This is a genomic window from Pontibacter sp. YIM B11418 (genome assembly GCF_059278805.1).
In genome coordinates, this window is record NZ_JCAEMH010000005.1 from 219,305 (window position 1) to 237,490 (window position 18,186).

Here is an 18,186-nt window from a genome sequence, read left to right on the forward strand (position 1 = left end):
TATACCTTACTTTCCTCTTCCGGAGCCGCTTTTCTTGCCGCCCCCGTCCTGCTTGTTTACCGTGGCCCAGGCACGCTTTTCGGCTTCTTCATTGCTCACGTCTTTTTTCTCGTAGCTTTCTTCGATGTGCTCTGCCTGACGCTTTTGCTTGTCTGTATAAGACGATTTATCTCCTTGTGGCATTTGATCCTCCTTTTTTAAAGTTCAACATCTCAGGCCGGTCTTTTTCACCGGTCCCTCCTATTGTACGCAAATCAGGCAATTGTGAACAAGCAGAAAGCGGAAATGGCCCCGTTAAAGCTCCAAAATGACTAAATTGCAACATGATTTCAATGAGACAGCTGTTTTTGCAGCACCAGGCACAGACAAGTGACTTTCCGCTGATGATCGAAGTGGAGAAGGCAGAGGGGATTTACATGTACGGCAGCGACGGCCACCGTTACATCGACCTGATTTCAGGTATAGGCGTGAGCAACGTAGGGCACCGCCACCCCAAAGTATTACGGGCCATCCACGACCAGCTCGACCGCTACATGCACCTGATGGTGTACGGGGAGTTTGTGCAGGGGCCGCAGGCGCAGCTGGCGCAGGCGCTGTGCAGTACACTGCCCGACCGGCTCAACAACGTATACCTGCTCAACTCCGGCGCAGAGGCAGTGGAGGGCGCCATGAAACTGGCCAAGCGCTATACTGGTCGCACTGAATTTGTGTGCTGCCGCAATGCCTACCACGGCTCCACGCAGGGGGCGCTTTCGGTCAACGGCAGCGAGGGTTTCAAAAATGCTTTCCGCCCGCTCCTGCCCGATGTGCGCGTCATCAACCACGGCGCTATTCCTGATCTGGAGCAGATCACGGAGCGCACAGCCGCCATCATCCTTGAAACAGTGCAGGGCGAAGCAGGTATACGCGTGCCGGAGGTGAGCTACATGCAGGCCCTGCGGGCACGCTGCACCGAGGTAGGCGCTTTACTTATACTGGATGAAATACAGACCGGCTTTGGACGAACCGGCACCTTCTGGGCCTTTGAGCAGTTCGGCATCGAGCCCGAAATCCTTCTTTGCGCCAAAGGCATGGGCGGCGGTATGCCGATCGGGGCCTTCATCGCCCCGCAGGAGATCATGGCCGTGTTCAAAAACGATCCGATTCTGGGCCACCTGACTACTTTTGGCGGTCATCCGGTTTCCTGCGCCGCCTCGCTGGCCACGCTCCAAACCATACAGGAAGAGAACCTGCTGGCCGGCGTGGAAGAGAAGGCGCAATTATTCAAAGATTTGCTCGTGCACCCGCGCATCAAGGGCATCCGCAACCAAGGGCTGATGATGGCGGCAGAGTTTGAGTCATTTGAAGTGTTGAAGGCAGTGATCGACCAGGCTATTCTAAATGGTGTGCTAACGGATTGGTTCCTGTTCTGCGACAACTCCATGCGCATCGCCCCGCCACTCACCATCACAGAGGAGCAGATTCGCGAAGCCTGCCAGATCATCCTGGCCTCTATTGACCAGGCAGTGGCTTAGTTTCTTATACCTGACAGGTATACCAGCAGACGACCCTGATCCGGTATAGGGAAAATATTTTTGAGCAAGATGCTATCAGCAACGGCTTTGTCACGTAAAAGCCGTTGCTATACCTTACATCAGGTGTATCTCCCAATCTGCTCTTATGGAAATAGCCATTGTACTGTCTTTGCTGTTGATAGCGGTTGTGCTTTTTGCAACCGAAAAGGTGTCCATCGAACTGGTCACCCTGTCTATGCTGATCATACTGGCAGGTTTGCGCATCATCAGTCCCGAGGAGGCTTTTGCAGGCTTCAGCAGCGACTTCATCATCATCATCGCCTCTATCTTCATACTTAGTGCTGCGCTTCAGGAAACCGGTATTCTCGATTTTGCCGTGGTGCGACTCGCGCGGCTGGCAAACAAGAGCAACAACCTCATGCTGCTCACCATCATGCTGATAACGGGCACGGTCTCGGCTTTTATGAACAACACCACCGTGACGGCCATGTTCATCACGCCGCTCGTGGGCCTCTCCAAGCGCATCAACATGAGTGCCTCGAAACTGCTGATGCCGCTGGCCTATGCTGCTATTCTGGGGGGTACCTGCACCCTGATTGGCACTTCTACCAACGTGGCCGTGAGTGGCTACGTCGCCAAGGCGGGCCTGGAGCCGATCGGGCTGTTCGAGATCTCGGGTATAGGCTTTGTTATTTTCCTGGTGGGCACCATCTACATGATGACCATCGGGCAGCGCCTTTTACCGGACCACGCCGACCAGGAGCTGGCCGAAGAGTACAAGCTCCAGAAATATGTGACCGAAGTAGTAGTGTTGCCTGACTCGCCGCTTGTAGGGCAGTTGGTTTTCACCTCTGAACTGACCACACTCAACCTGCGCATGCTCAACGTGATCCGCGCCAAGGACAACTTCCTGCCTGACTTCCGCACCCGCATCCGCGCCAACGATATTCTGCTGGTGGAAGGGGACGTAGACACGCTCATTAAAGTGAAGGAGACCAAGGGGATTCAGATCATGGCAGATGCACTTATCTCCCAGGACCTGGAAACAGAGAACATCCGGCTGGCCGAAATTATGATCCCGCGGCAGTCTAACCTGATCAACCGCACGATCAAGGAGTCAGAGTTTTTGCGGCGCTTTGGTCTGGTGGTGCTGGCGGTGTCGCGGCACGGCGAAACGCTGCGAAGCAAACTGGGCAGCATAGAACTGCACATGGGTGACGTGCTGCTGGTGCAGGGCGCTCCTGAGCGCTTTGAGCAGGTCCGTAACTCGAACCACATTGCCGTGCTTGACGAGTTTGAGCCGGTGTTCTTCAAAAAGAAAAAGGGCCTGATCGTGATTGCCTGTTTTGCGCTGGCCATACTAGCAGGTACACTGGAGTTGCTGCCGCTCTCCATCGCCTTTTTGTCGGCGGCCGTGGCGAGCATCCTGCTGCGGGCCATCAGTGCCGAGAAAGCCTACAATGCCATCGACTGGCGCCTGCTCATACTCATCGGCGGTATGACGGCTTTTGGAGCGGCCATGGAAAACTCCGGCGCTGCCGAGTTTCTGGCGCAGGGCATTGTGCAGGTGATGGAGCCCATTGGCGGCACTGTCGGTATACTGGCGGGTTTTGTGATCCTGACCGTGCTTCTGACCCAGCCCATGTCGAATGCGGCAGCGGCGCTGGTGATCCTGCCAGTGGCGTTGCGCTCTGCCATGGAACTTGGCGCAGACCCGCGCGCCTTTGCCATCGCGATTATGCTGGGGGCCTCTGTGTCGCTGGTAACGCCTTTTGAGCCGGCCTGCATCCTGGTCTACAGCCCGGGCAAGTACCGTTTTCTGGATTTTATACGGATCGGCACGCCACTCACCGTCCTGCTCATAACCGTGATCATGGTATTGGTGCCCGTGTTCTGGCCATTGTAGGGGATTATGGCAGGCGGCTGAGCGTGACAATGACGACGGCGAAGAAAGCGGCAGAAAGACCTACCGCCAAGATCAGTTTGCCCGCCTGCATGGCCACAGTTTTTTCGGCGCGGGGCAGCCAGAGGTAATTCAGGCTCAGGTTGAGCAGGTATACCATGACCGTTAGCAGAAAGCTGATGAACCAGAAGGCAAAAAAGCGCAGCATGAAGTCTTCGGAGAGAAAGGTAGCCTCGTAGGAGATGAGGTGCAGTTCGTGGGCAAAAAAGAAATAAGCCAGCAGTAACAGCGCCAGGGCATAAGATACCAAAATGGCGCCGTTCCACACGCGCAGGTTTTTCATGCAATGTTAATTAGTAATTCAGGAATGACTGTGCATCCTCCCGTATCTGTTCGCGGGTGAGCCCGTCTTTTACGCCGATGGAGATTCTGCGCACCAGCACCCCAACAATAGACTTCCTGAAACCGAGCCGAACAGCCATATTCACACAGAACTCCATCTCATTTTCGTCTACAATGCCATCGGCCAGCATCATTTCCACCAGGTCATAGATCTGGTCAAAGCGCTCCGTATCATTAGACGGCATCTGCGGTTTTATGGATTCCACATTCGAGAGCAGGTTGCGCACCTGGCTTGATTTCATGCCGTGGCGCTTGCCGATGGAAATGATAAACTCCATTTCGGTTGGGTCCACGTGGCCATCTGCCCTGGCGAGGGCACCAAGGTTGGTGATATGGCTCTTTAATTTTTTCTCTGCCTCGCTTTCAAAAAAACTAAACATATGGCTCCCTTTTGACTATGTACAAATTCATAACAAATTAATAACTACTGCACTAAGTATTGCTATACCCAGGCAGTTAATTTTGCAGCGACTTTAGTAGAAACGAATTTTCCCGGCTTTAAGTCTGCAGATGATGGTGCATTTACATACGGTTTTTGCTATCTTATAAGTTATGATTTTGTATTCTTTTTTTATTTCCACTTAAATTAACAAATGGCTACCTTGCGGATTCATTAAAACCGCAACGAATACCGCGGCTATCTATCGAATGGGGCCGGATTCCGGCTTCCACAGGGAACACATTTAACAGCAACTCTTTATGAAGAGGATTGGAGTATTTACATCAGGAGGCGACGCACCGGGCATGAATGCCTGCATCCGGGCGATCGTACGAACAGCCGTGTACAACGGATTGGAGGTTTACGGTATCAGGAGAGGCTACAACGGCATGATCAAAGGCGACATTTTCAAAATGGAGTCATTGACAGTGAGCAACATCATACAGAAAGGCGGCACGATCCTGAAATCGGCACGCAGCAAGGAATTCGCAACCAAGGAAGGCCGCCAGGCGGCTTACGAGCAACTGAAAGCGCACGGAATTGAGGGACTGGTGGCCATTGGCGGTGACGGTACCTTTACCGGTGCCAACATCTTTTACGAGGAATACGGCATCCCCACCATCGGCGCACCCGGCACGATCGACAACGACCTGTACGGCACGGATTATACCATCGGCTACGACACCGCAGTGAACACAGCACTCGATGCCATTGACAAGATCCGCGATACGGCTGACAGCCACGAGCGCGTGTTTTTTGTGGAGGTAATGGGTCGTGACTCAGGCTACATTGCCATCCCTTGCGCCATTGGCGGGGGCGCAGAAATTGTGATGATCCCGGAAACGGACACGTCCATCGACTATGTGATTGACCAGTTGAAAGCAGGCTGGAGTCGTTCCAAAACATCCTTTATCGTGATCGTGGCCGAAGGCGACGAAGAGGGAAGCGCCACTGAGATCGCAGCCAAGGTGTCCAGCATCATCCCGGACATGGATGCCCGCGTTACCATACTCGGGCACGTGCAGCGTGGCGGAGCTCCTTCCGCAGCCGACCGCATGCTGGCAAGCCAGTTAGGCATTGCCTGCGTAGAAGGCCTGATAGCGGGACGCACGAACGAAATGGCTGGTATCATCAACAGAGAACTGGTGTATACCCCCTTCATCGAAACCATTACCAAACAGAAACTGATCAACCCGAACTTTACCAAGATGGTGGATATTCTGTCGGTATAGTTTTGCTATACCTGCAAAACAGTGAAGCCGGTACTTTTAAGTGCCGGCTTCACTGTTTCTATACCTATCCCTATACCTGTCTGGGCTGCTGCATTTGGTCTGTGATGAAAGCCAGCAGCTCATCCCATTGCTCCGGATGAAACCAGGTATAGTCGGCATGCTTGTGGAACCAGGTGAGCTGCCGCTTGGCATAGCGCCGGCTGTTGCGCTTCAGCAGGCGTACGGCTTCCTCCCAATCATACTGGCCCTCCAGGTAATCGAAAATCTCTTTGTAGCCAACCGTTTGCAGGGCGTTGTGTGCGCGGTAAGGGTATAGGGCTTTGGCCTCATCCAACAGCCCCTGCGCCAGCATTAGGTCCATGCGGCGGTCAATGCGCTCGTACAGTTCCTGCCGGTCACGGGTCAGGCCGATCTTGATGATGTGAAAAGGGCGCTCCCGGGTACCCGCTTTCCGGAAATCAGAGTAAGGCTGTCCGCTTGAAAGGCATACTTCCAGCGCACGTATAACACGCTGTGGGTTGGCCTTATCTACCCGCTCGTAATAGGCCGGGTCGAGTTGCTGCAGCTGCTCTAACAGGGGTTGTAGTCCCTCCTGCTGGTAGCGGGCGGTCAGGCCTTCCCGCACAGCTGGTTCTGTCTCCGGCATTTCGTCCATGCCATCGGTGACGGCCCGCACGTACAGCCCCGAGCCGCCCGTCAGGATCACGGCCTCGTGCTGCTGAAACAACTGCCCGAGCAGCGCCAGCACATCCTGCTCGTAGGCGCCTGCATTGTACGTCTCTGTGATCGGGTGCGAGTCCACAAATTGGTGGGCTATACCTTGCTGCTCCTCCAGCGTGGGCTTGGCAGTTCCGATCGACATCTCCTGGTAAAATTGGCGGGAGTCGGCCGAAATGATCTCGGTACCGAAATGCTGCGCCAGGTGCACGCACAAGTCAGTTTTGCCCACGGCAGTAGGGCCAACTACCACTATCAGAAAACGGGGGGCTTGTGCTGCAGACATGGACTGAACAGAGATTTTACTTCGTGAATTTGCCACAAATTAACCTCCTTTCTTTTTATTCAGGAAGCAAAAGTGCCTTTGCTTCTGTTTTTTTACTAATTTATGGGTTTAAACGAGAACTGATTTACTCCAGATGCCACTGATACCTACCAGACAAACGACTGATAACCTGACAACAATGGCCGAAAACCTGCTACAGGTGCTCAGTCAGCTATACCCTGCTGGCCACGCCCTGCTGGTTGCCTCTGCCACAGGGGAGCTGCTGGCTGCCAACCCCAAAGCAGATACGATACTTCCCATGGAGCAGGGCACAGCCATTCGTCCGTTCATCGGCCTGGCTGATGAAGATGATTTCGCTGCCTTTAAGGTATCACTGGCCCGCCAGGAGAAAGTGTCAGGTGAACTAAAGGACCGCCAGGGCAATGTGTGTACCTTCCATTGTCAGCAACTGCAGTTTCAGGGGCAGCCATTTCTGTATTTCGATATTCCGGAGAGCGTAGCGGCAGAAGCTGACGACTCGAGCTACCACAACCTGTTTGACGACAGCGCGGAGCCGCTCTTCATCCTCGATCGCGATGGTGTCTTCATCGACATTAACCAGAGCGCCTCGAACCTGGTAGGGTTGAAAAAAGAAGAGATCAGGGGCAAGTCCCTTTTTAAACAGTTTGAACTTAACCTGTTTGAGCGCGTCGCCCTGCGCAATCAACTGCAGAACACGCTGAAGGGGGAATCGCAGCGCTTCGAATGGTGGCTTCGTGAGACAGATCAGCAACTGATGCCGGTGGAGATTTCCCTGAAAAAAGGGAGCTTCAATGGCCAGATGGTCATATTCGGTTCTGCTAAAAACCTCTACGAAGCAGCTGGTGCAGAACGCAACGTGCGCTTCCGTAATCACCAGCTTGAATTCGTCAACCAGCTGATCACCAACCTATCGGGTGCTGAGAGTCGTGAAGATGTGCTGCGCTACACCCTGAAAGAGCTGCTGGACAAGACCGATGTTATTGGCGGTGCCGTTTATACCTACGATGCCGAAGCGGGCAGAATATTTCTTTCCTTCAGCAAAGGCGAGACGGTTTCGGGCAGCCTCCCTACTTCGATCCCGATGCCGCAAACACAGGCTGAGCAGCTCATCCAACCGGATCGCCACCAGGCCCTGCACAACATCATTCAGCAGATGGAAGAACTGCTGGGCCAGCACCTGACGGTGCTGCCTGTCAGTTCGGAGGCAGGACTGACGGCACTAATGCTGGTGTGGCCGGGGCACGATGCCAAGATCACCCAGTCGTTTATGTCGCTGCTCGACTTTATCGGGGGCGCCATTGGTAACTACATTGCCAAGCATGACCTGCAGCAAAAGCTCACCTATACCGAGGATAAGTATAAGATCATGTTTGAGTCTACTTACGACGCAATCCTGCTTTTCCGGGATGGTATTGTGGTAGACTGCAACGAGAAGGCGCTGGAGTATTTCCGCTGCAACCGTGAGGATCTGATTGGCAAGTCTCCTACGGACTATTCGCCGGAATATCAGCCAGACGGTATGCGTTCGACCGAAAAAACTGCCATGCTGATCGATCAGCTGATGGCGACCGGAAAGGCGGTAACGGTGGACTGGAAAAACATCCGCAAAGACGGCACCACCATGGACACCGAACTCAACCTGAACCGGGTCGTGATCGATGGTGCTTATCACATTCTGGTGTTTAAGCGCGATATCACGCAGCGCAAGCAGGTGCAGAACTCAAAGCGCCGCGAAGAGATTGCCCGCGAGTCCATGGCCCACTTCCGCAGCTTCCTCGAAAAGGTAAACCTGATCTACTACAGCCTCGACAAAGAAGGCAACATTGCTTATGCCAATGACTACTTCCTGACCTATGTGGAATATAGCCGCGAGGAGCTGATCGGGCAGAACTTCTACGAACTGCTGGTTCCGGAGGCCGACCGGGAAGCACGCTTCGCCGACTTCAGGCGATCAATGGAGACCAGGCAACTGAACTCCTACTACGAACGCGATCTGATCACAAAGTCCGGGCAGGTGAAGACCGTGCGCTGGAACTGCATGTTCGAATACGGACCGGAGGGCGAGCTGGTCGGGCTGACCAGCGTGGGCAAGGACATGACCGACAAGCGCATCGCTATGGAAGCCCTAAAAGACAACAAGATCCGTCTGCAGGACCTCTTCGACAATGCCCATGACCTGATCCAGAACATCTCGGTAGACAACAAGTTCATCTTCGTGAACAAGGCCTGGAAAGACCGACTGGGCTATACCGACTACGACATTGAGTCGCTCACGCTCAACGACATCGTGCACCCCTACTACAAGGCCAAGCTGATTTACCAGCTGCGCAATTTGTACAAGGGCGAGAACGTGAACAAGATGGAGACTGTGTTCCTGACCAAGGCCGGCAAGCCTGTGCACCTGATCGGCTCCATTACCTGCAGCTGGCAGGACGGGCGTCCGGTGGCCACGCGCGCCATCCTGCACGACATCACCGACCGCATCAAGGCCGAGCGCCTGCAGAAGGTATACTACAGTATCGCTAACCTGGCCATCAGCAGCAAGGACCTGAACTCACTCTACTCGGCCATACACCGCGAGCTGAGCAAGATCATCGAGACACGCAACATTTACATTGCCCTCTGCGACGATAGCCACCGCCACCTGCACTTCGCTTATCTGGTGGACCAGTTTGTGGACAAATCCTCTAAAACGCAGATGCGCCGGCCGTTTTCACGCGGCTTGTCAGAGTACATCATTGAGACGGGCAAGCCGCTTTACATGCAGAAGGCAGAGCTGTTGGAACTGGCCAAGGAGCAGGACATTACCTTACACGGTGCTATACCTGAAGTGATCCTTTGCTCCCCGCTGGCTATCGGCGACCGCATCATCGGGGTGATTACGCTGCAGGACTACCAGGACCCGAACGCTTACGTGCACACTGACATTGAGATACTGCACTTTATCTCGAACCAAGTGGCGCTGGCCATTGAGCGCAAGCGCAACGAAGAGCAGATCAACAACCAGAACGCCCGTCTCAACGCCATCTTTGAATCCGGGACGCACCACATGTGGTCTCTCAACCGTGACTTTGAGCTTACTTCTTTCAATAAAAACTTTGCTACCGCCTTCTTCAACCGAAGTGGCCATGAACTGGAGCTCTACAGCAAGCTAAATGACGACGAAGTGCTCAACTTCCACGAAAGTTCGTTTGAGTTCTGGAAAGACAAGTATATGCAGGCCTTTCAGGGGCAGCCACAGCACTTTGAGATACACCTGCACAATCCGGAAAGCTGGCGCGAGGTATACCTTAACCCGATCTACCTGGAGGACGGAAGCTTTGAGGAGATTTCAGGTATAGCCCTTGATATCACGGATAAGAAGCGCTCGCAGCTGGCACTGGCCCAGAGTGAAGTGAAATTCCGCAGTATATTCGAGTCCTTCCAGGATGTGTACTACCTCACCACTATGGGCGGCGCGTTTGAGCTGGTCAGCCCTTCTGTATACAACCTGCTGGGGTATAACGAACAGGAGGTTCAGCGTATCTCATCGGAACAGCNGCACCACTATGGGCGGCGCGTTTGAGCTGGTCAGCCCTTCTGTATACAACCTGCTGGGGTATAACGAACAGGAGGTTCAGCGTATCTCATCGGAACAGCTTTATGCCAATGCAACTGACCGGGTGCTGGTAAAAGAGCGGGTACTGCAACAGGAGAGCATCCGTGACTTTGAGATTGAGATGATCTGCAAGGACGGCTCCACCAAAACCGTACTGCTCGATGCACGCCTGACCTATGACCAGGAGGGAAATCCGGCAGGTATGGAGGGTGTGCTGCGCGATGTGTCAGAACTGAAGCGCACGCAGGTTGCCCTGTTAAAGGCCAAAGAAGAAGCCGAAAACCTGCTGAAAGTGAAGACACAGTTCCTGGCCAACATGAGCCACGAGCTGCGCACACCAATGAACGGCATCATCGGTATGATCGACCTGCTGAGCCAGATCGTCAGCGATGAAGAGCAGAAAGAGTACATAGACACGCTGCGCAAATCATCGGATGCCTTGCTCGCGATACTAAACGATATACTGGACCTCTCGAAAATGCAGGCCGGCAAGCTAGTGCTGCATGAGAGTGGTGTGGACGTGCACGACACGCTCAACAAGATACACTCGCTGTTTGCGAACCGTGCCCAGCAGAAGGACCTGAACTTCACCTACACCGTTACACCGGAAACACCGCGTTACGTGCTCACTGACGAGACACGCTTCCTGCAGGTATTATCGAACCTTACCTCCAACGCCATCAAGTTTACGAACGAGGGCGAAGTGAGCATACACGTAGATGCCGAGCCATTGAAAAACGGCCAGGAATATAAACTGAAGGTGCGCGTGAAAGACTCCGGTATAGGCATAACCGAAGACGACCAGCGACTGCTTTTCACGGACTTTACGCAGCTTGACAATTCATCTACCAAAACCTTTGGCGGCACTGGTCTCGGTCTGGCCATCTCGAGGCAGCTTACGCACTTACTTGGCGGTGATATCGGGGTAGAGTCCAAACCAAACGATGGCAGTACCTTCTGGTTCACGATAAAAGTAAAAAAAGCCAACAATGAGGAAGTGGAGGCACAGTTGCAGCGTATGCAGCTACAGAATGCCGAAGCAGAAGTGCTGGAATTCTCTCCTTACGTGCTACTGGTAGACGACAACCAGATCAACCAGAAGGTGGCCTTTAAGCTACTGGAGCGACTAGGCTGCCGCACAGATGTGGCGTCCAACGGCTACGAGGCCATCGACAGAGCCCTTAACAATGGCTATGACATGGTGTTCATGGACATCCAGATGCCGGAGATGGACGGCGTGACGGCCACAACCATCCTCAAAGAGAAACTTGGCAGGGATTGTCCGCCCATAGTAGCCATGACTGCCTACTCGATGCGTGAAGACGCTGAGAAATTCATGAGCCAGGGTATGGACGATTACATTTCCAAGCCGGTCAAGAGCTCTGATCTCTATAAAGTGATCATGCACTGGCACGAGCAGAATTATAGGCGCGACGACGCTGCCGGATTAACTAATGCAGTTAATGATGAGTCCGGGGCTGATGCTATACCAGTGATTGACCTGGCCATAACAGAGCAGCTCAGAGAGATCGGTGGATCGGAGTTTGCCCTCCAACTGTATGTGGAATTTGAGCAGGAAGCCGGCGAATTGCTCGAAGAGGCCAAAAAAGAGTTGGAGGCACAACAATACAAAAGTATTTTAAGTACATTGCATCAGCTAAAGGGAACCGGCTTTACACTTGGCATCAACCAGGTGGCCGAGCTAGCCAAAATCCTGGAGCATGATATCAAACATGACCAGTACGATAACGTAGGAAATAACTTCGCGAAGCTGCTGGCCCAATACGAAAACTACCGCAAAACTTATAAAGAGATCATTATATAGTTTATTAATCCCATGGCAGACAACAAGACCATCCTGATCGCAGAGGACAGCTCCGTGATCCTGAACCTGACAAAGAAAATCCTGGAGCTTCAAAACTACAAGATCCTCACGGCCAAGAATGGCAGCGAAGTGATCAAACAGGTAGAAAACAACAAGATCGACGCCATCCTGATGGACCTCAACATCCCGATCAAGAACGGTATGGAGTGCTCTAAGGAAATCCGCGCACACAAAGACGAGCAGATCTCCAACATTCCGATCATTGCGGTAACAGGCAACGCCAACAACTATACCATGGAAGACTTCAAGGAAGTAGGCATCAATGAATACCTGCCAAAGCCGCTTGATTTCGACATGCTGGTACAGACTGTAAAAAAGCACACCGGCGAGTTGTAAATGGAGCTGAAGTACACGCGGCCATTTTTAAATAAGCTGGAGGATATTTTTGCGGAGTCGGATTTTGTGCTGCGCTACGAGAAGGGGAATTTTAAAGCGGGTTACTGTGTGCTCAAAGACATGAAGGTGGCTGTCGTGAACAAGTACTTCAGTCTGGAGGGGAAGATCAATTGCCTGTACGACATTCTGAGAACCATCACGGTAGATGAAAGCCTGCTGAGCGAAAAGAACCGACAGCTTTACCAGGACATTCGCAACCAGGAAAGAACCAATTGAAAGTAACGCTTTTAGGCACGGGCACTTCGCAGGGCGTACCGGTTATCGGTTGCTCCTGCGAAGTGTGCCGATCTGTTGATTACAGGGACAAAAGGCTACGGGTATCGGTGCATTTGCAGGTAAAGGGCAAGAGCATCATCATCGACTCCGGTCCCGATTTCCGCCAGCAGGTGCTGCGCGAGCGTATCCGCACGCTCGATGCCCTGGTGTTTACCCACGAGCACAAAGACCATACCGCCGGTCTCGACGATATCCGCGCCTACAACTTCTCGCAGCACAAGGACATGCCCCTCTACGGTGAAGAGCGCGTGCTGGAACAGCTCAAGCGGGAGTTTGCCTACATCTTTTCAGGTATACAGTACCCCGGCATCCCCCGGGTGGAGCTCCGCCCGATTACGGAGGAACCTTTCGAAGTGGAAGGCGTCCATTTTATACCGATTCGGGTGAAGCACTACAAGCTGCCCGTGCTGGGTTACCGTGTGGGAGACTTCACTTACATTACCGACGCCAACTACATTTCGGAAGCTGAAAAAGAAAAAGTGAGAGGCTCCAAAGTGATTGTGCTCAATGCCCTGCGCCAAGAGCCGCACATTTCGCACTTCTCCCTACAAGAGGCTGTTGAGCTGCTCGAGGACCTGCAACCGGAACGCGCCTACCTGACCCACATCAGTCACCTCCTGGGCCTGCACCGAGAAGTAGAGCTCACCCTCCCCGACTTTATCCGACTAGGCTACGACGGTCTGCAGATTGAGGTATAGTTTTGGGATTCTCTTACTTACTGACATAAGACTATTCTAAAAGATTTACTGAATAAGTCTTAATAGAATGTCTAATCGGATTCTTACTACTTTCCTTTTTCGGGCAGCTATCTTTTGTCTTTCGTCAAATAGTCCTTTGTCATTTTAGCTCATGCACCAGAATTACTACTTTTTAAGGCAACTTTCCGAACAACTGCGAAATCGGCTGGTGGGAATGGAAGTGATTACCTGCTTCAGTCAGAACAAGGATGAACTGGTGATCGGTTTTGCAGCCGGAGAGCAGGAGCTGTACATCCGTGCGGCACTTACTTCGCACTTTTCGTCACTTTCCTTTCCGACTGAGTTTAAGCGAGCCCGGGCCAATACGATCAATCTGTTTGGTGAGCTACTTGAAAAAACCGTGCAGGATGTAGTGCAGCACCTGAACGAACGAAGCTTCTATTTAAAGCTAAGCAAGGGCTATATCTTACTTTTCAAACTTTTCGGCAACCGCTCTAACATCGTGCTTTTTCGTGGCGACGAGCCGCTTAAGCCCTTTCACAAAAAATTCGGTGCCGACCTGGAGCTAAACCCACTGCAGATGGACCGGCCCATCCGACAGAACTTCGAGGCTTTTGTCGCAGCTGATGGAAATCTCAAGAAGGTATACCCGACATTCGGCGAACTGCCCTCCTTATACCTGGAGCAGAAAAGGTATAGCAACGCATCGCTCGAAGAGAAATGGGAACTGGTGCAGACGATGCTCGAGCAACTTGAGGCACCAGAAGAATATTACCTGATAAGGCCGAATGGCAAGCTGCGGCTCTCGCTGCTCCAATTAGGTGAAGTGTTGCAGGTATACGACAACCCAATGGAGGCCCTGAATGGCTTTACCCGCAGCTACTTGAGTGAAACGGGCTTTGAACAGCTCTTTGAACAGACGCAGCAGCAGCTTTCTAAAAAGCAGCGCGCCACACAGGCGATACTGGAGCAAACAGAAGCTCGACTGCATGAGTTGCGCCACGGCCGCTCCTACTCCCAGATCGCCGATATCATCATGGCTAACCTGACCAATATTCCGCCGCGCGCCACCGAAGTAGAGCTCTACGACTTCTATACCGACCGCCAGCGGAAGTTCAAGCTCAAGGCCACCGAAACACCACAGAAACAAGCCGAGCGCCTGTACCGAAAAGCCAAGAAGCAGCACGTGGAGGTGAGTCAGCTGGAGGAGCGACTGGAACGAAAACTCGAAGAATCCATTGTGCTGGAAGATGCCCTGCAGGCACTGGATGAGGCCAAGACCTACAAAGCGCTCAAGCTATACCTGAAAGAGTACACTCACTTGCTCACTACGAAGCAGCAGGCCCAGCAGGAAGCACCTTTCCGGTTATTTGAGACTGAAGGTTATAAGATACTGGTAGGCAAAAGTGCACAGAACAACGACCTGCTCACGCAGCGCCATACCTACAAAGAAGACATCTGGCTGCATGCCAAAGACGTATCAGGCTCGCATGTGGTGATCAAGTACCAGGCTGGCAAGGCTATACCTGCCACCGTGCTCGAGAAAGCCGCTCAACTGGCCGCCTACTACAGCAAGCGCAAAAGCGACTCGCTCTGTCCTGTGCTTTATACTCCAAAGAAATGGGTTCGCAAGCCCAAAGGCGCCCCCGCAGGCGCTGTAGTAGTAGAGAGGGAGCAGGTGATGCTGGTAAAGCCTGAGAATCCATTTGAGCGGAAGGTATAGGTCAGAATATATACGTAGGGCCCCTTCTTCAAGGATTCTCTGGATTGAATTACCTCCCCTAACCCCAGTGGGACTTCACCCCATCCCAGCCTTCCCCATTTATCGAGGGCCCCTACCCCCAAAACAGGGGAAGGGGTCTGCTGTTACCCTCTCGAAGGTATAGCTTTGTAGTTGCGATTTCATTTGCATGATTAACATCCCCCCTTCGAAGGGGGAATTTCTGCTACTGCTGATTGATAGGTATAGGCGTTGTAGGATCTGTTATAAACCACTGACAGGTATAGCAAGACTAACTTGCCCCTTAGGCTATGAAACAAATCTTCTGAGCCAGGTGCACCTAAATGACTACCCACTGTCTGAGCGTTCAGCGAGTTTGGGGAGTCTTGATTTTTTTGCCTACTTTTTTCATCAAGGAAAAAAGTAGGTGCCCGCCGCACAGGCGACGCTATGAAACGATAATGGTTGCTATACCTGCAAAAGGCAAAAGCTAAAAATCTATACCTAGGCCAGAGGCCTCGCTATAATAGTCACGAGCGAGGACGCTCGCGCCACAAGCTATACCTGAACAGGCCTTAAAAACAAAAAAGCCCCATTCAGTTAAGAATAGAGCTTTTAGAGTGCGCGCGGGGAGATTCGAACTCCCACACCCGAAGGCACCACCCCCTCAAGATGGCGTGTCTACCAGTTTCACCACGTGCGCAGCTGATTAGGTTTGCAAAAGTATACTGCAGAATTGAGAATTGCAACTGCCAGACTCCCACAAGTACACTTTTTTAACACACAAGCAGCTTCTCAATCGCAGTCTATACCTTATTCCCCAAACAGTCAGGCTGATAGCTATTGCGGTAAGGTATAGCGAATGCCCAGGAAAAACCGCCGGCCCTGCATAGGCGCATAGTTGTACTCCGTATCGAAGCTGTAGCCGTAAGGGTTGTCTACCTCTACTTGCTTATCAAATGGATCAAAGGGGCGCATGAGCGGGTGCTGGGGCATGAAATTGAACAGGTTTTTCACACCTCCGTATACCTCCAGCCCCTCTCCCATGGTCTTGGTTGCTTGCAGGTTCTGCAGACTAAACCAGGGTGACTTCTCAGGCCTGAAATCATTTTCCTGCACCGGCAGGTACATCGGGCCTTTTACGCTGCCTGTGTAGTCGAGCGTGAGGCCGAGTTGCCTTAACTGATATGATGCTGTGAAAGTGCCCGAAAACCGAGGTGCGTGCAATTGCGGAATGCGTTCTTTCTGCCCCTCGCCTGTGTCCTTTACCTGGTATACATCCATCAAAGTAACACCAGCATACAGGCGCAGCGGGAACGTAAAAGCCAGCTCTGTGTTTAGGGCTATACCTTTGGAAATGGCATGCCCGCTCAGGTTGTCGTAAATGATCTGTGTGTTGTTCGTCAAAAAATCAGCGATGATCTTGTTTGTGAAATAGGTATAGAAAACCGATCCTTCCAGGTTCAGAAATCCGCTGCCGATCGGAATGTAGCGCTGGTAATTCAGGTTGGCGTTGTAAGACTGCTCCGGCTTCAACTCATTCCGGATGACTACCTCGCGGGCACCGGTCAGGGCGGCGTGGTCTTCGGTAAACAGGTTGACCACACGGTAACCATTGCCCATACCCAGCCGGAAGATATTGTCCCCGTTTGGTGCCCAGCGCATGCTTAGGCGTGGAGAGAAAATGCCGCCGTGTTCCGAATGGAAGTCGTAGCGCAGGCCGGAAAGCAAAGTAAACTTGTCGGAGGCTTTGAACTCGTGCTGGGCAAAAGCCCCTGGCAGCGAGGAGCGGTCCGGCTGATTTTCGTCATCTTCGCCCCGCTGCGTGGCAGGTGTGTTATCATCGTACCAGGTATAGCGGTAGTTTCCACCCAGTAGCAGCTTCTGCTTTACTCCAAGATCACGGTCCCATACCAACTGCCCAAAACCTACGCGCTGATGCCCTCTGTAAACTGTCTCTCCATAAGCGGCGTTCTGCTGGTGATCGTTGTAGGAAAAGCTCAGCAACAGGTTTTCAGGTATAGGCAACTGGTAGCTTCCCAGCACTTCATAACGACTCGTATACACCGACTCACCGTATACCTGATCTCCCCCACGGTGCACGGGCTGCCAGGGCATCTCCCCTCCAAAACGGTCTTCGTAATAATAGCGGGCCGCCAGGTTGGCCACACGGTTTTGCGGACGGTTCAGGCTCCATTTGTTGAAAATTGAAAAGCGATGCTGCAGCGGGATATCTGTAAAATTATCCTGGTTCATGTCGCGTCGGTCGGCAAAACGAAAATAATTGGTACTTAGCATAGTCGAGACACCATTCCAGCGTTTGCTATACCCCACATCGGCGTTCAGTTCCCGGTGCGAGGTATAGAATAGGTCGGCAGAAAGACGAGGCGCCGTAGCAGGACTTTTGGTGATGATGTTGATGAGCCCTGCCACCGCCTCCGAGCCATACAGCGTGGAGGCTGGCCCCTTCACGACCTCTACCCGTTCAATCAGACTGTTGGGTATACCACTCAGACCATATACTGTGGAGAGGGCACTTACGATCGGCATTCCGTCTATCAGCACCATGGTATAGGCTCCTTCCATACCGTTGATGTGGATGTCACCGGTGCCGCACACATTGCAGTTGATCTGAGGCTGCACCCCGTTCACAATTTCAAGCGCTTCGAAAATGGCCGGGGTCGGGTTCTTCTGAAAATACTTGGAGGTATAGACCTCCACCGGCACCGGGGATTCCAACAGGTAGGTCTCGCGCATGGTGCCCGATACCACAACTTCGCGCAAACGCGCATCCTGGGGCTGCAACCCGACTTTCACAGTCGCTACACTGCCAGGTTCTACCTTTACTGCCAATTCCTGCGCCCTAAACCCGATTGCGGATACGCTAATTTTTTGTTCGCCGGCCGGCACTTGGTCCAGCTCAAACCGCCCTCTCTCATCAGCAGTAGTCCCAACATTACTCCCAACCAGACCAATACTGGCAAAGGCAGCAGGCGATTCACCCGCCACTGCGTGTCCCCTTATTTTGCCGGTTTGAGCATTCACAAAGGTAGGAATCACTAACAAGATACAAATCAGGTATAGGTTCTTCATTTTTTT

At 52.6% G+C, this 18,186-nt stretch carries 14 protein-coding genes and 1 tRNA gene; 9 read left to right on the plus strand and 6 right to left on the minus strand.

The genetic code is table 11. The features are described 5' to 3' along the window. Nucleotides 1–6: 6 nt before the first annotated feature. Nucleotides 7–183, minus strand: coding sequence for a hypothetical protein (locus tag AC4QZR_RS13810; RefSeq protein ID WP_494481442.1), 177 nt, complete (start codon nucleotides 181–183; stop codon nucleotides 7–9). A gap of 143 nt (nucleotides 184–326) precedes the next feature. On the opposite strand from AC4QZR_RS13810, the gene AC4QZR_RS13815 reads away from it, so the two are divergent. Together AC4QZR_RS13815 and AC4QZR_RS13820 are read left to right on the plus strand one after the other, a co-directional pair. Next, on the plus strand, nucleotides 327–1,514 hold the full coding sequence (locus AC4QZR_RS13815) for an aspartate aminotransferase family protein (protein ID WP_494481649.1): 1,188 nt from the start codon (nucleotides 327–329) through the stop codon (nucleotides 1,512–1,514). A 145-nt stretch (nucleotides 1,515–1,659) separates the two neighbouring features. Beyond that, nucleotides 1,660–3,420, plus strand: coding sequence for an SLC13 family permease (locus AC4QZR_RS13820; protein WP_494481443.1), 1,761 nt, complete (start codon nucleotides 1,660–1,662; stop codon nucleotides 3,418–3,420). Between the two features lie 4 nt (nucleotides 3,421–3,424). Here the strand turns inward: AC4QZR_RS13820 and AC4QZR_RS13825 are convergent, their stop codons facing one another. Both AC4QZR_RS13825 and AC4QZR_RS13830 read right to left on the minus strand, forming a co-directional pair. Further along, nucleotides 3,425–3,760, minus strand: coding sequence for a hypothetical protein (locus AC4QZR_RS13825; RefSeq protein ID WP_494481444.1), 336 nt, complete (start codon nucleotides 3,758–3,760; stop codon nucleotides 3,425–3,427). Nucleotides 3,761–3,770: 10 nt separating this feature from the next. Further along, entirely contained in the window at nucleotides 3,771–4,199 is a 429-nt protein-coding gene (locus AC4QZR_RS13830; RefSeq protein ID WP_253403165.1) for a tellurite resistance TerB family protein, read from the minus strand. Nucleotides 4,200–4,518: 319 nt separating this feature from the next. Between AC4QZR_RS13830 and pfkA the strand changes: the two genes are divergently transcribed. Next, nucleotides 4,519–5,490 (plus strand): 6-phosphofructokinase, encoded by a 972-nt coding sequence (pfkA, locus tag AC4QZR_RS13835; RefSeq protein ID WP_188499643.1) that lies wholly within the window; start codon nucleotides 4,519–4,521, stop codon nucleotides 5,488–5,490. Between the two features lie 70 nt (nucleotides 5,491–5,560). Here the strand turns inward: pfkA and miaA are convergent, their stop codons facing one another. Next, the gene (miaA, locus tag AC4QZR_RS13840; protein ID WP_494481445.1) at nucleotides 5,561–6,493 is read right to left on the minus strand and encodes a tRNA (adenosine(37)-N6)-dimethylallyltransferase MiaA; all 933 of its coding nucleotides are present in this window, start codon (nucleotides 6,491–6,493) and stop codon (nucleotides 5,561–5,563) included. 298 nt (nucleotides 6,494–6,791) lie between these two features. On the opposite strand from miaA, the gene AC4QZR_RS13845 reads away from it, so the two are divergent. From AC4QZR_RS13845 to AC4QZR_RS13870, 6 genes are all read left to right on the plus strand, one after another. Further along, complete coding sequence (locus AC4QZR_RS13845) at nucleotides 6,792–10,079, plus strand: PAS domain S-box protein (protein WP_494481650.1); 3,288 nt, start codon at nucleotides 6,792–6,794, stop codon at nucleotides 10,077–10,079. Further along, the gene (locus tag AC4QZR_RS13850; RefSeq protein WP_494481446.1) at nucleotides 10,063–11,937 is read left to right on the plus strand and encodes a PAS domain-containing hybrid sensor histidine kinase/response regulator; all 1,875 of its coding nucleotides are present in this window, start codon (nucleotides 10,063–10,065) and stop codon (nucleotides 11,935–11,937) included. Before AC4QZR_RS13845 ends, AC4QZR_RS13850 begins: the two co-directional genes overlap by 17 nt. A gap of 12 nt (nucleotides 11,938–11,949) precedes the next feature. Beyond that, complete coding sequence (locus tag AC4QZR_RS13855) at nucleotides 11,950–12,333, plus strand: response regulator (RefSeq protein WP_007653774.1); 384 nt, start codon at nucleotides 11,950–11,952, stop codon at nucleotides 12,331–12,333. Further along, nucleotides 12,334–12,609: a hypothetical protein gene (locus AC4QZR_RS13860; protein WP_188499640.1), complete on the plus strand. Its 276-nt coding sequence runs from the start codon at nucleotides 12,334–12,336 to the stop codon at nucleotides 12,607–12,609. Then, on the plus strand, nucleotides 12,606–13,367 hold the full coding sequence (locus AC4QZR_RS13865) for an MBL fold metallo-hydrolase (protein WP_494481447.1): 762 nt from the start codon (nucleotides 12,606–12,608) through the stop codon (nucleotides 13,365–13,367). Before AC4QZR_RS13860 ends, AC4QZR_RS13865 begins: the two co-directional genes overlap by 4 nt. 151 nt (nucleotides 13,368–13,518) lie before the next feature. Next, nucleotides 13,519–15,090: an NFACT RNA binding domain-containing protein gene (locus AC4QZR_RS13870; RefSeq protein WP_494481448.1), complete on the plus strand. Its 1,572-nt coding sequence runs from the start codon at nucleotides 13,519–13,521 to the stop codon at nucleotides 15,088–15,090. A 618-nt stretch (nucleotides 15,091–15,708) separates the two neighbouring features. Here AC4QZR_RS13870 and AC4QZR_RS13875 read toward each other — a convergent pair. Continuing rightward, nucleotides 15,709–15,790: transfer RNA gene (locus tag AC4QZR_RS13875), tRNA-Leu, on the minus strand. A gap of 137 nt (nucleotides 15,791–15,927) precedes the next feature. Continuing rightward, entirely contained in the window at nucleotides 15,928–18,180 is a 2,253-nt protein-coding gene (locus AC4QZR_RS13880) for a TonB-dependent receptor (RefSeq protein WP_494481449.1), read from the minus strand. Between the last annotated feature and the right edge of the window lie 6 nt (nucleotides 18,181–18,186).

Coding starts and splice junctions, on each gene's coding strand:
- AC4QZR_RS13810 (WP_494481442.1), bottom strand. CDS start 183: ATGCCACAAGGAGATAAATCGTCTTATACAGACAAGCAAAAGCGTCAG.
- AC4QZR_RS13820 (WP_494481443.1), top strand. CDS start 1,660: ATGGAAATAGCCATTGTACTGTCTTTGCTGTTGATAGCGGTTGTGCTT.
- AC4QZR_RS13825 (WP_494481444.1), bottom strand. CDS start 3,760: ATGAAAAACCTGCGCGTGTGGAACGGCGCCATTTTGGTATCTTATGCC.
- AC4QZR_RS13830 (WP_253403165.1), bottom strand. CDS start 4,199: ATGTTTAGTTTTTTTGAAAGCGAGGCAGAGAAAAAATTAAAGAGCCAT.
- pfkA (WP_188499643.1), top strand. CDS start 4,519: ATGAAGAGGATTGGAGTATTTACATCAGGAGGCGACGCACCGGGCATG.
- miaA (WP_494481445.1), bottom strand. CDS start 6,493: ATGTCTGCAGCACAAGCCCCCCGTTTTCTGATAGTGGTAGTTGGCCCT.
- AC4QZR_RS13850 (WP_494481446.1), top strand. CDS start 10,063: ATGGGCGGCGCGTTTGAGCTGGTCAGCCCTTCTGTATACAACCTGCTG.
- AC4QZR_RS13855 (WP_007653774.1), top strand. CDS start 11,950: ATGGCAGACAACAAGACCATCCTGATCGCAGAGGACAGCTCCGTGATC.
- AC4QZR_RS13860 (WP_188499640.1), top strand. CDS start 12,334: ATGGAGCTGAAGTACACGCGGCCATTTTTAAATAAGCTGGAGGATATT.
- AC4QZR_RS13870 (WP_494481448.1), top strand. CDS start 13,519: ATGCACCAGAATTACTACTTTTTAAGGCAACTTTCCGAACAACTGCGA.
- AC4QZR_RS13880 (WP_494481449.1), bottom strand. CDS start 18,180: ATGAAGAACCTATACCTGATTTGTATCTTGTTAGTGATTCCTACCTTT.